Source organism: Streptomyces rubellomurinus (genome assembly GCF_000961885.1).
GTDB classification, from domain to species: Bacteria; Actinomycetota; Actinomycetes; order Streptomycetales; family Streptomycetaceae; genus Kitasatospora; species Kitasatospora rubellomurina.
The window spans coordinates 45,106-56,344 of the sequence record NZ_JZKH01000049.1 but is presented as its reverse complement, the minus strand read 5'-3'; the positions used below and the strand labels follow the sequence as shown (position 1 = coordinate 56,344).

General features: G+C 71.7%; 11 protein-coding genes, 1 pseudogene and 1 riboswitch. Of the genes and pseudogenes, 9 read left to right on the top strand and 3 right to left on the bottom strand.

Annotation, left to right across the window (positions count from 1 at the left end; genetic code table 11):
• From VM95_RS42710 to VM95_RS22870, 4 genes and pseudogenes are all read left to right on the top strand, one after another.
• Positions 1 to 919 (top strand): annotated as a pseudogene (locus tag VM95_RS42710) (hypothetical protein); the annotation flags it as partial.
• Positions 920 to 965: 46 nt separating this feature from the next.
• Entirely contained in the window at positions 966 to 1,145 is a 180-nt protein-coding gene (locus VM95_RS22880; RefSeq protein ID WP_030235677.1) for a DUF6104 family protein, read from the top strand.
• A 209-nt stretch (positions 1,146 to 1,354) separates the two neighbouring features.
• A complete protein-coding gene (locus VM95_RS22875) occupies positions 1,355 to 2,272 on the top strand; it encodes a DUF4097 family beta strand repeat-containing protein (protein ID WP_045699905.1) in 918 nt (305 codons plus the stop codon).
• 1 nt (position 2,273) lies between these two features.
• Positions 2,274 to 3,302 carry a PadR family transcriptional regulator gene (locus VM95_RS22870; protein ID WP_045699904.1) on the top strand — a complete coding sequence of 343 codons (1,029 nt, stop codon included), beginning with the start codon at positions 2,274 to 2,276 and terminating at the stop codon, positions 3,300 to 3,302.
• Between the two features lie 69 nt (positions 3,303 to 3,371).
• Here VM95_RS22870 and VM95_RS22865 read toward each other — a convergent pair whose 3' ends face one another.
• Together VM95_RS22865 and VM95_RS22860 are read right to left on the bottom strand one after the other, a co-directional pair.
• Positions 3,372 to 4,334 (bottom strand): zinc-binding dehydrogenase, encoded by a 963-nt coding sequence (locus VM95_RS22865; RefSeq protein ID WP_045699903.1) that lies wholly within the window; start codon positions 4,332 to 4,334, stop codon positions 3,372 to 3,374.
• A gap of 105 nt (positions 4,335 to 4,439) precedes the next feature.
• Positions 4,440 to 5,621, bottom strand: coding sequence for an NAD(P)-dependent malic enzyme (locus VM95_RS22860; protein WP_425265346.1), 1,182 nt, complete (start codon positions 5,619 to 5,621; stop codon positions 4,440 to 4,442).
• Positions 5,622 to 6,533: 912 nt separating this feature from the next.
• Between VM95_RS22860 and VM95_RS22855 the strand changes: the two genes are divergently transcribed.
• The 4 genes from VM95_RS22855 to VM95_RS22840 all read left to right on the top strand — a co-directional run bounded on the left by VM95_RS22855 (position 6,534) and on the right by VM95_RS22840 (position 9,983).
• Positions 6,534 to 7,466, top strand: a complete 933-nt coding sequence (locus VM95_RS22855; RefSeq protein WP_052707509.1) for an ABC transporter substrate-binding protein — start codon at positions 6,534 to 6,536, stop codon at positions 7,464 to 7,466.
• Positions 7,467 to 7,502: 36 nt separating this feature from the next.
• Complete coding sequence (locus VM95_RS22850; RefSeq protein ID WP_045699900.1) at positions 7,503 to 8,477, top strand: amino acid ABC transporter permease; 975 nt, start codon at positions 7,503 to 7,505, stop codon at positions 8,475 to 8,477.
• Positions 8,474 to 9,271 carry an amino acid ABC transporter ATP-binding protein gene (locus VM95_RS22845; RefSeq protein WP_045699898.1) on the top strand — a complete coding sequence of 266 codons (798 nt, stop codon included), beginning with the start codon at positions 8,474 to 8,476 and terminating at the stop codon, positions 9,269 to 9,271. The genes VM95_RS22850 and VM95_RS22845 overlap by 4 nt, the downstream gene beginning before the upstream one ends.
• Positions 9,272 to 9,395: 124 nt before the next feature.
• On the top strand, positions 9,396 to 9,983 hold the full coding sequence (locus VM95_RS22840; RefSeq protein WP_045699896.1) for a CGNR zinc finger domain-containing protein: 588 nt from the start codon (positions 9,396 to 9,398) through the stop codon (positions 9,981 to 9,983).
• Here the strand turns inward: VM95_RS22840 and sodX are convergent.
• The gene (gene sodX / locus VM95_RS22835; protein ID WP_045699894.1) at positions 9,980 to 10,432 is read right to left on the bottom strand and encodes a nickel-type superoxide dismutase maturation protease; all 453 of its coding nucleotides are present in this window, start codon (positions 10,430 to 10,432) and stop codon (positions 9,980 to 9,982) included. The two genes, VM95_RS22840 and sodX, sit on opposite strands and share 4 nt — an antisense overlap.
• A 177-nt stretch (positions 10,433 to 10,609) precedes the next feature.
• On the opposite strand from sodX, the gene sodN reads away from it, so the two are divergent.
• Positions 10,610 to 11,005 (top strand): superoxide dismutase, Ni, encoded by a 396-nt coding sequence (sodN, locus tag VM95_RS22830; RefSeq protein ID WP_045699892.1) that lies wholly within the window; start codon positions 10,610 to 10,612, stop codon positions 11,003 to 11,005.
• A gap of 86 nt (positions 11,006 to 11,091) precedes the next feature.
• A riboswitch (cobalamin riboswitch) is annotated at positions 11,092 to 11,239 on the top strand.

The following is an 11,239-nucleotide window of genomic DNA, read 5'->3' as shown; positions in this document are numbered from 1 at the left end:
CCCGGCCACCGTGGCCGCCGCGCCGCAGCAGCCCGCCACCCCGCCGCCGGGCTTCGCGCCGCCGCCGCCCGGCGCGTACGGCGCCCCGCCGCCGGCCACCGAGGCGCCCACCGCGCCGGTGCTGCCCGCGCCGCCGACCGTCCAGCTGCGGCCCGAGCCGCCGGCCTTCGACACGCCCCCGCCGGGCCCGGTGGTCACCGGCACCCCGGAGCCGGCACCCAAGGCCAGGAAGGGCGGGGTCTCCTGGAAGGTGCTGCTCACGGTCGCCCTGGTGATGGCGGTCGGCGGTACGGCCGGCGGCGTCGCCCTGATGAAGTCGCTGGACGACGGCAAGAAGAGCGACGACAAGCCGGCCGCCGCGGCCACCACGTCCGAGAGTCCGCGCCCGGCCCCGGACCGGACGACCTCCTCCCCCGCCCCCACCGGGTCCTCGACCGGCTCGGTGACGGCCGGACCGTCGAAATCCGGCCAGAGCACCGTCTCGGCCCCCGCCCGGCCGACCGGCTACGCGCCGATCCTGGACAAGAAGTCGCTGTCGATCCCGGGCGCCGAGTACAGCAGCGACACCTACCGGATCGACCTGGACTCGGGCACCGTGGTGCCGCACTCCGGCGACCTCAAGTGGGGCCTCGGGGTGGCCAACAACAGCAACGGCAGCAAGGCCAACTCCTTCGCCAGCTACGGGGACGACAAGTCGGACTTCGCGGTGATCACCGAGCCGACCGTCACCGCCGAGCAGTGCGCCGCCGCGATCGACTCCCGGCCGGACACCGACCTCTCGTACAACCGGGTCGCCCCCGGCCGTCTGCTGTGCGTCCGCGACCGGGTCACCCGCAACATCGCCATCGCGGTGATCGAGCAGGCCGACCCGACCACCGGGGCCGCCAAGGCCACCATCAGCACCTGGCGGGCCAGCTGACCGGACTATCCTGACCAGGTCAACCCCCATCCGACCGGAGCGAACCGTGTACTTCACCGACCGAGGCATCGAGGAGCTGGAGAGCCGGCGCGGCGACGAGGAGGTCACCTTCGAGTGGCTGGCCGAGCGCCTGCGCGAGTTCGTCGACCTCAACCCGGACTTCGAGATCCCGGTCGAGCGGCTGGCCACCTGGCTGGCCCGGCTCGACGACGAGGACGACGAGTGACCCGGTGACGGCCGTACGAAGGGCCCGGGAGGCAGCCGCCTCCCGGGCCCTTCGCGTGCCCCGCGCGGGTGGCGCCCCTTAGGGGGGCACCTCGGGGGCGGGTCCGGGCCGGTTTCCGGGGCGGAACCGCTTGCTTTTCCCGGCACGCGATATATCGTCTCTTACAGAGAACGCGATACATCGCGATCCGACAGCGGGAGGCGGCAGACATGAGCCAGTGGACGATCGAGGGGCCGGGCAGGACCACCTTCGAGGACGCGGTCCGCGAACTGCACGTGCGCGTCATCGACGGCACCGTGAACGTGGTCGCGGCCGAGGGCCCGGCCCGCATGGAGGTCACCGAGCTCCGGGGCGAGCCGCTGCACGTGACGCTCGTGGACGGCGTGCTGACGGTCACCTACAAGGACATCAACAGCTGGGGCGAGTTCGGCGAGCAGCTCAGGTCGGTCGCCTCGGTCAAGTCCTTCCTCGGCAGCTTCAAGCGCAAGCGGACGGTCGGCGTCACCCTGACCGTCCCGGTCGACGCCGCGGTCAAGGTCGGCACCGTCTCGGCCGGCGCCACCGTCACCGGCATCGACGGCCACGTCTCGGTGCAGAGCGCCAGCGGCGACGCCACCCTCGCCAAGGTGACCGGCCGCATCGACGCCGCCACCGTCACCGGCGACGTGGACGCCCAGGCGGTGGGCGGCGAGCTCAAGGTCAACACCGTCTCCGGGCAGCTCACCGTGATCGCCGGCACCGCCGACCGGGTCCAGGCCAACTCCGTCACCGGCGCCGTCACCCTGGACCTCGACGTGGCCGGCGAGACCGACGTCAAGGTCAACACCGTCAGCGGGCCGGTCGTCGTCCGCATCCCCTCGCTGGCCGACGCCACCGTCGAGGCCGGCTCCACCACCGGCGACGTCTCCAGCACCTTCGAGCAGCTCAAGATGAGCAGCACCTGGGGCGCCAAGAAGATCTCCGGGCAGCTCGGCGAGGGCCGCGGCAGCCTGAACGTCACCACCGTCTCCGGCGCCGTCACCGTGCTGCGCCGCCCCGACGCCGAGGACGACGCCCCGGCCCGGGAGCTCCCGGCCGGCCCCGACCTCACCAAGCCCGCCGGGCCCGACCTGACCAAGGAGGCCTGAGATGACCCCCGTGTTCGGCCACGGCCGGCTCCGGCTCTACCTGCTGAAGCTGCTGGACGAGTCCCCCCGGCACGGCTACGAGGTGATCCGCCTGCTGGAGGAGCGCTTCCAGGGCCTGTACGCGCCCTCCGCCGGCACCGTCTACCCGCGCCTGGCCAAGCTGGAGCAGGAGGGCCTGGTCAGCCACAGCACCGAGGGCGGCCGCAAGGTGTACCGGCTGACCGACGCCGGCCGCGCCGAACTCGAAGCCCGACAGGTCGAGTTGGACGAGCTGGAGGGCGAGATCCGGGACTCCGTGGCGCAGCTGGCCGGGGCGATCCGGGAGGACGTCCGGGACAGCGCCAAGGACCTGCGCGAGGAGCTGTGGAAGGCCGCCCGGCAGGCCCCGCGGCCGGCCCCCGCCGAGGGCGGCGGCGACCCGTGGTCCGGGCCGTGGGGCGACAACGAGTCCTGGCAGCGCGCCAAGGAGGAGTTCGCCCAGTTCAAGCGGCAGGCCAAGGAGCAGGCCAAGCGCGCCCGGGAGCAGGAGAAGGCCGCCAAGGCCAAGGCGAAGGCCGCCGAGGAGGAAGCCCGCCGGCTGCGCGAGCAGGCCAAGGCCTCGCGCACCGCGGCGCAGCAGGAGGCGCTGCGGATCAAGCGCCGGGTCGAGCAGCAGGTGCGCGAGCACGCGGCGCAGGGCGACTGGCCGAAGGGGCTGGCCGAGGGCCTGTCCGAGCTGACCAAGGGCCTGGCCGGGCTCGCCGACGCGGCCCGCTGGGGCCACCCGGCGGAGGAGCCTGGCGAGCAGGTCACCGTCACCCGGATCGACCTGGACAAGTCCGGGGCCTCCGCGGCCCCGGCCGACCTGCCGGCGTGGGCCCGCACCGACCCGGCCGGGGAGCCGGCCCGCGAGCTGGAGCGGCTGCTCGACCGCTTCCGCGACCAGGTCCGCGACGCGGCCCGGGACGGCGGCGTGAGCGCCGATCAGCTGGCCGAGGCCCGGACGGCGCTGGGCACGGTCGGCGAGCGGCTGAAGCGGCTGCTCGGCTGACCGGCCGTCGCGCGGACGGTCCGGCACCTCCGGGGGGAGGGTGCCGGGCCGTTCGCGTGTGCGCGCGCCTCAGGGAGTGAGCACGATCTTCCCGAAGAGGTCGCCCTTGGCCAGCCGGGCGAAGCCCTCCCGGGCCTCGGCCAGCGGCAGCACCGAGTCGATCACCGGCCGCACCCCGGTGTTGGCGCACAGCGCCAGCAGCCCGGCCAGCTCCTCCTTGGAGCCCATGGTCGAGCCGACCACCTTCAGCTCCAGGAAGAAGATCCGGTTCAGCTCGGTGGCACTCGGGTTCGGGCCCGAGGTGGCGCCGGAGATCACGATGGTGCCGCCCGGGCGCAGCGACTTCACCGAGTGCGACCAGGTGGCGGCGCCGACCGTCTCCATCACGGCGTCCACCCGCTCGGGCAGCCGGGCGCCGCTCTCGAAGGCGGCGTCCGCGCCGAGGCCGATCGCCCGCTGCCGCTTGGCCTCGTCCCGGCCGGTGACCCACACCCGCAGGCCGGCCGCCTTGCCGAGCACGATCAGCGCGGTCGCCACCCCGCCGCCGGCGCCCTGCACCAGCACGGTGTCGCCGGGCTTGACCCCGGCGTTGGTGAACAGCATCCGGTAGGCCGTCAGCCAGGCGGTGGGCAGGCAGGCGGCCTGCTCGAAGCTCAGCTCGGCGGGCTTGGGCAGCAGGTTCCAGGTGGGCACCGCGACCCGCTGGGCGAAGGTGCCCTGGTAGCGCTCGGTCAGGATGGACCGGGGCTCGTCCGGGCCGACGCCGTGGCCGCTCTGGCCGATCACCGAGTGGATGACCACCTCGTTGCCGTGCTCGTCGATCCCGGCGGCGTCGCAGCCGAGGATCATCGGCAGCCTCCCGGCGGGCAGGCCGACCCCGCGCAGCGACCACAGGTCGTGGTGGTTGAGGCTGGCGGCCTTGACCGTGACCACGCTCCACCCGGGACGGGCCTGCGGCTCGGGGAGTTCGCCCAACTCCAGCCCGCTCAGCGGGTCGTCGGCGTCGATACGTGCGGCGTAGGCAGCAAACATGTCCCGGACGATAGCCGGGTACGGCCGAGGCCGGAACAACGCGTGGGTGTGACGCGCGTCCCGGCCTCGACTGCTCCCCCGCGCGCGGGGGAACCCGTCAGATCGTCAGATCCGCGCCACGCCCTCGGCGCGGGCGGCGTCGGCCACGGCCTTGGTGACCGCCGGGGCGACCCGCTCGTCGAACGGCGAGGGGATGACCTTCTGCGGCGTCAGCTCGTCCGCCACCACGCCCGCCAGCGCCTTGGCGGCGGCCAGCTTCATGCCCTCGGTGATCCGGGAGGCCCGCACCTGCAGCGCGCCGGCGAAGATGCCCGGGAAGGCCAGCACGTTGTTGATCTGGTTCGGGAAGTCGCTGCGCCCGGTGGCGACGACGGCCGCGTACTTGTGCGCGACCTCGGGGTGGATCTCCGGGTTGGGGTTGGCCATCGCGAAGATGAACGCGCCCTCGGCCATGGTCGCGACGACCTCCTCCGGCACGGTGCCGCCGGAGACGCCGATGAACACGTCGGCGCCGTTCAGCGCGTCGGCCAGCGAGCCCTTCACGCCGGTGCGGTTGGTCAGCGCGGCGATCTCGGCCTTGACGTCGGTGAGGTCGCCGCGGCCCTCGTACACCACGCCCTTGCGGTCGCACACGGCCACGTCGCCGATGCCCGCCGCCACCAGCATCTTGGCGATCGCGATGCCGGCCGCGCCGGCGCCGGAGATGACGGCCCGCAGCGAGCCGATCTCGCGGTCCGTCACCTTCGCGGCGTTCCACAGCGCGGCGGTGGTGACGATCGCGGTGCCGTGCTGGTCGTCGTGGAAGACCGGGATGTCCAGGGCGTCCTGGAGCCGGCGCTCGATCTCGAAGCAGCGCGGGGCCGAGATGTCCTCCAGGTTGACGCCGCCGAAGGACGGCGCCAGCCGCACCACGGTCTCGACGATCTCGTCGACCCCGGTGCAGGCGAGCGCGATCGGCACCGCGTCCACGCCGCCGAACTGCTTGAACAGGATGGCCTTGCCCTCCATCACCGGGAGCGAGGCCTCCGGGCCGATGTCGCCCAGACCGAGCACCGCGGTGCCGTCGGTGACCACCGCGACGGTGTTGGACTTCCAGGTGTAGTCGTTGACCAGCTCCGGCTGCTCCGCGATGGCCGTGCAGACGCGGGCGACACCGGGGGTGTAGGCGAGGGACAGGTCGTCCGCGTCGCGCACCGGCACGGTCGCCCGGATCTCCATCTTGCCGCCGCGGTGCAGCGCGAAGACGGCGTCGACCGGATCGTCGGTGTCCTGGGTGCTGCTGTGCATGATCTCCGCTGCCACGATGACCTCTTCGTCATTGAATTGGCGAGGTGCGCGGCCGACGGACTGGGCGACCCGCCGGAAACCGGAACCCGGGTACGCCGAAGCGGACCCGGGGGGCGGGGTCGGGGCGCTGCCGCCGGGCGGCGCCCTCGGATGAGGGTTTTATGGGGTCTTGTTGTCCGTGCTGTGCTTCCGGGCCGAGCGTAGGTCGGACGTCGGCATCGCACCTATGCCTTTTCGTCCTCGTCGCGCGCTGTTCATCGCCGCGCCGTCGCGTCGGGCGCCCGGCGTCACGGGAGCCGGTGTCCGGCACAGGCAACGGCGAAAAACGCACGCTTACCCGCAGGAGTGAACGCAGACCAGGAGGAGCCGGTGCCCGGGATACGGAGCCGCGTGAGGACTTCCGTTCCCTGACACCCCGAGCCTGTCAGGACTCGTCGGTCTGGTTCGAGCGTTCGGGGGTCACCCGGGCTACGAATTCTGACACACCCGCCCGCGGGCCCGGCGGCGGGCCTCCGGGCCGGTGGCCCGGGGATCTGCATACTTATACGGAGGGTGACAGGGGCACTGATATCGTCCGGATAGCGGACACCGTGCGCCCTCGTTATCCGATTTTGATCTGGATGAGGGTCACCTGACCGTCCTCAGATGGCAGGATTCCCCCCATCTCGGATCGAGCCGACCACTGGTCGAGGCGGTTCGGTCAACGTCCACCTCGGCGGAGGGTGGCGGAAGCGGTACCCGTACGACCCTGTGCGCCCCCGCGCCCAGGCCCGCACCACCCGGCCCCGCACGTACGACGACGTACAGCAGAACACACCACCCTCCGTACGGCGCCGTACGGCCTGCTGAACCGGTGCGCCGCTCCCGCGGCGCGCTCCGCCCGACCTCTCTCCCGAGAAGGAGATCCCCCTCATGACCGCCCGTATCCAGCGCACCCGGCTCCTCGCGGCCTGCGCGGTTGCCGCCTCCGTCTCGCTCGTGCTGACCGGCTGCGGCAGCAGCAAGTCGTCCTCCGGTTCCTCGACCGGCGCGAACCCGAGTGTGACGGTCGGCGCCGTCAGTGCCGACCCGGCGCTCGCTTCGCTCGTGCCGGCCGACGTCAAGTCCGCGGGCAAGATCGTCATCGCCACCGACGCCTCCTACGCGCCCAACGAGTTCAAGGACGACAAGGGCAACATCGTCGGCATGGACGTCGACCTGGCCAACGCCATCGCCAAGAAGCTGGGCCTGACCGCCGACGTCCAGAACGCCACCTTCGACGCGATCATCCCGGGCATCACCGGCAACAAGTACACGATGAGCATGAGCTCCTTCACCGACACGAAGGAGCGCGAGGCGTCGGTCGACATGGTGACCTACTTCAGCGCCGGGACCGGCGCGGCGGTCAAGAAGGGCAACCCGGACAAGATCGACCCCACCGACCTCTGCGGGAAGAAGGTCGCCGTCCAGACCGGCACCACCCAGGCCAAGGACATCACCGACACCATCAACCCCGCCTGCACCAAGGCCGGCAAGCCGACCATCCCGAACGACGGCGACAAGTTCGACCTGCAGACGGACGTCACCCAGGCGCTGGTCTCCGGCCGCGACCAGGTCATGCTGGCCGACTCGCCGGTGGTCGACTACGCGATCAAGCAGACCAACGGCCAGCTGGAGAAGATCGGCTCGGTGACCGACACGGCCCCGTACGGCGTCGTGCTGCAGAAGAACTCGCCGCTGTCCAAGGCCGTCCAGGGCGCCATCCAGTCCCTGATGGCGGACGGCACCTACAAGAGCATCCTGGAGAAGTGGGGCGTGCAGGCGGGCGCGATCGACAAGTCCGTCATCGACGGCGCCACCAGCTGAATCCGCTGCTCTGAACACAACCCCTGAGGCCACACAGTGAACTCTTCCGACCAGGGGTCGGTGCACCCGGGACGGCCCGAAACCCTCAAGGCCGTCCCGGTACGCCACCCCGGACGCTGGGTCGGGGCAGCAGTCGTCGCGGTCCTCGCGGCGATGCTGATCCACGCCCTCACCACGAATCCCCAGTTCCAGTGGGACGTCGTCGGCACGTACCTCTTCGACTCCACGATCCTGCACGGCCTCGGCGTCACGCTCGAACTGACCTTCCTCTCCATGCTGATCGGCGTCGCGGGCGGCATCACGCTCGCGATCATGCGCCTGTCGCCGAACCCGGTGCTCTCCAGCACCGCGTGGTTCTACATCTGGGTCTTCCGCGGCACTCCGGTGCTGGTCCAGCTGCTGTTCTGGAACTTCCTGGGGACGCTCTGGGCCAGCATCTCGATCGGCATCCCGTTCGGCCCGGCCTTCTGGTCCGAGCCGACCAACGAGGCCATCCCGCTGTTCGTCGCCGCCCTGCTGGGCCTCGGCCTCAACGAGGCCGCCTACATGGCGGAGATCGTCCGCGGCGGCATCCAGTCCGTGCCGCTCGGCCAGACCGAGGCCGCCCACGCGCTGGGCATGAGCCAGTTCAACACCATGCGGCGGATCATCCTGCCGCAGGCCATGCGCGTGATCATCCCGCCGACCGGCAACGAGACCATCTCGATGCTCAAGACCACCTCACTGGTCTCGGCGATCTCCCTGGAGGAACTGCTCCGGGCCGGTCAGAACATCTACTCGCGCACCTTCCAGACCATCCCGCTGCTGCTCGTCGTCAGCATCTGGTACCTGCTGATGACCTCGATCCTCACCGTGGTCCAGTACTACATCGAGCGTCACTACGCCCGCGGTGCCAACCGGGTGCTGCCGCCCACCCCGCTGCAGCGACTGCGCCGGCTGTTCGCCGGCAAGCCCGTCCCGCCGGCCAAGGACGACGTGGTCACGGGCCTCGAAGGAGGTGGCCACGTATGACCGACCTGACCAAGCCCCCGGCGGACGACCGGCCCGCGCCGATGGTCGAGGCCCAGGGCGTACGCAAGTCCTACGGCCTGGTGGAGGTGCTCAAGGGCATCGACCTGGAGGTCAAGAAGGGCGAGGTGTTCGTCCTGGTCGGACCCTCCGGGTCCGGCAAGTCGACCTTCCTGCGGTGCATCAACCACCTGGAGAAGATCAACGGCGGCCTCCTCTCGGTGGACGGCGAACTCGTCGGCTACCGGATGAAGGGCGGCCGGCTGCACGAGCTGCGGGACCGCGAAGTCGCCCAGAAGCGCCGGGACATCGGCATGGTGTTCCAGCACTTCAACCTGTTCCCGCACATGACGGCACTGGAGAACGTCATCGAGGCACCGGTCCAGGTCAAGGGCGAGAACAAGGCCGAGGCCCGCGAGCGCGGGATGGCCCTGCTGGAGCGGGTCGGCCTCGCCGACAAGGCGAAGAACTACCCGTCCCAGCTCTCCGGCGGCCAGCAGCAGCGCGTGGCGATCGCCCGCGCGCTGGCCATGAAGCCCAAGCTGATGCTCTTCGACGAGCCCACCTCGGCGCTCGACCCGGAGCTGGTCGGCGAGGTGCTGGACGTCATGCGCGGGCTCGCCGAGGAGGGGATGACGATGATCGTCGTCACCCACGAGATGGGCTTCGCCCGCGAGGTCGGCGACGCGCTGGTGTTCATGGACGGCGGCGTGGTCGTCGAGTCCGGCAGCCCCCGCGAGGTGCTCACCAACCCGCAGCACGACCGCACCCGGGCGTTCCTCTCCAAGGTGCTCTGACCCGGTGCTCTGAGTACGCACGGTCGGCGCCCGGCAGGCGATCCTGCCGGGCGCCGACGTTTTCCCCGCACGGGTAATAGGCTGGAGGCTGTCAGCCCGTTACCGATCTTCTGGAAGGACCGCCGTGGAGCTGGCGTCGTACGCCGATCTCGCCGTTCGGCTGGTGAACACCGAGGAGCCCGAGCGCGGCACCGACACGCTGACGTCCGTGGACGCGGTGCGCGGGCTGTTCTCCGACTCCTCCCGGGCCGGCGCGCTCGCCGAGGAGGCCGACGTGCCGCGTCTGCGGGGCGTGCGGACCAGGCTGCGCGGGGTCTTCGAGGCCGCCGCCGAGGGCGACGAGGTCCGGGCCGTCGACCTGCTGAACAGCCTGCTGATGGAGTACCCCGTCAGCCCGCTGGTCTCCGGGCACGACCACCTCGACGACGCCGGGCGGCCGCGCTGGCACCTGCACCTGGCCGACAACTCGCCGACCGCCACCGCGCACTTCAGCGCCGTCGCCTGCATGGGCCTGGCAGTCCACCTCACCGAGCTGGGCGCCGACCGGCTCGGCATCTGCCAGGCCGCGCCCTGCCGCAACGCCTACCTGGACACCTCGACCAACCGCTCCCGCCGCTACTGCTCGGACCGCTGCGCCACCCGCGCCAACGTGGCCGCCTACCGGGCCCGCAAACGCCAGGAGGCGGCGGCCGCCACCACGCAGGAGGGTTAGATCTCCTCGGCCCACACGCCGAGTCGGCGGGCCAGGCCCGGCACCCGGGCCAGCCGGGGGCCGAGCAGCAGCCGCTCCAGCCGCCGGCCCGGCGCCAGCCAGGCCGGCGAGGGGCGCAGCCGCAGCAGCACCCGGCCGAGCAGCAGTTCGTCCGGCACCGGGCCGTAGGAGCGGCTGTCGCTGTCCACCGGGCGGTTGTCGGAGAGCAGCCACCAGCCCTGCGGGCGGCGCTCGGCGGCCCGCTTCACCACCAGCAGGTCCTGCTGGAAGGGGTGCCGGAAGAGCACCACCGCGCCGGGCCGGATCGGCGCGCCGTAGCGGACCAGCAGCTGGTCGCCCTCGCGCAGGGTCGGCACCATCGACGGGCCCGCCACGTCGACCAGCCCGAACGGCAGCGCGCCGCCCGGCTCCGTCCGTTCGGCGCCCTCCGGTCCCGTGCTCCGTGCCACGACTCCTCCTCCCGCGCTGCCCGCACCCAGTCTGCCGTACGGGCCGTCACCTGTTCGATGTCCGGATTACCCCGGTTCCGGGTCCGCCTTTCGCCCTAGGCCCACCGCCCGGCCGCGAAACCGGGGGGCCGGAAGGGTAATCTCGGGCGCGGGAAGACGATCTAAGGAAGGACTCCCATGTTCTCTCGTCTGTTTGCACCGCGCGCCACCGCCCACGCCCACTGCGACCTGCCCTGCGGTGTGTACGACCCGGCCCAGGCCAAGCTGGAGGCCGAGTCGGTCAAGGCCACCCAGGAGAAGTACCAGGCCAACGAGGACCCGCACTTCCGCGCCCGCGCCATCATCATCAAGGAGCAGCGCGCCGAGGCCGTCAAGCACCACATCTCGGTGCTGTGGAGCGACTACTTCAAGGCCCCGCACTTCGAGAAGTACCCGCAGCTGCACCAGCTGATCAACGACACCCTGAAGGCCGCCTCGGCCGCCAAGGCGTCCACCGACCCGGCCACCGGCCAGGCCCTGCTGGACCTGATCGCCGAGGTCGACAAGATCTTCTGGGAGACCAAGCAGGCCTGAGCCTGACGCGTCGCCACCCGACCGCCCCCGTCCGCAGCGCCGGACGGGGGCGGTCGTGCGTTCACGTCCGGATCGCGAGGTAAGGGTCATTCAGGTCGTGCGGCTGTTATGCTGCCAGGGCGTCCGAGGGGGAAGTCCGGTGCGAATCCGGCGCTGACCCGCAACGGTGAGCGGAGCCCGTGCTGCCCGTACGGCCCCGCCAGCCCGATCGCCCCCGGCCGCTGAACTCCCGAC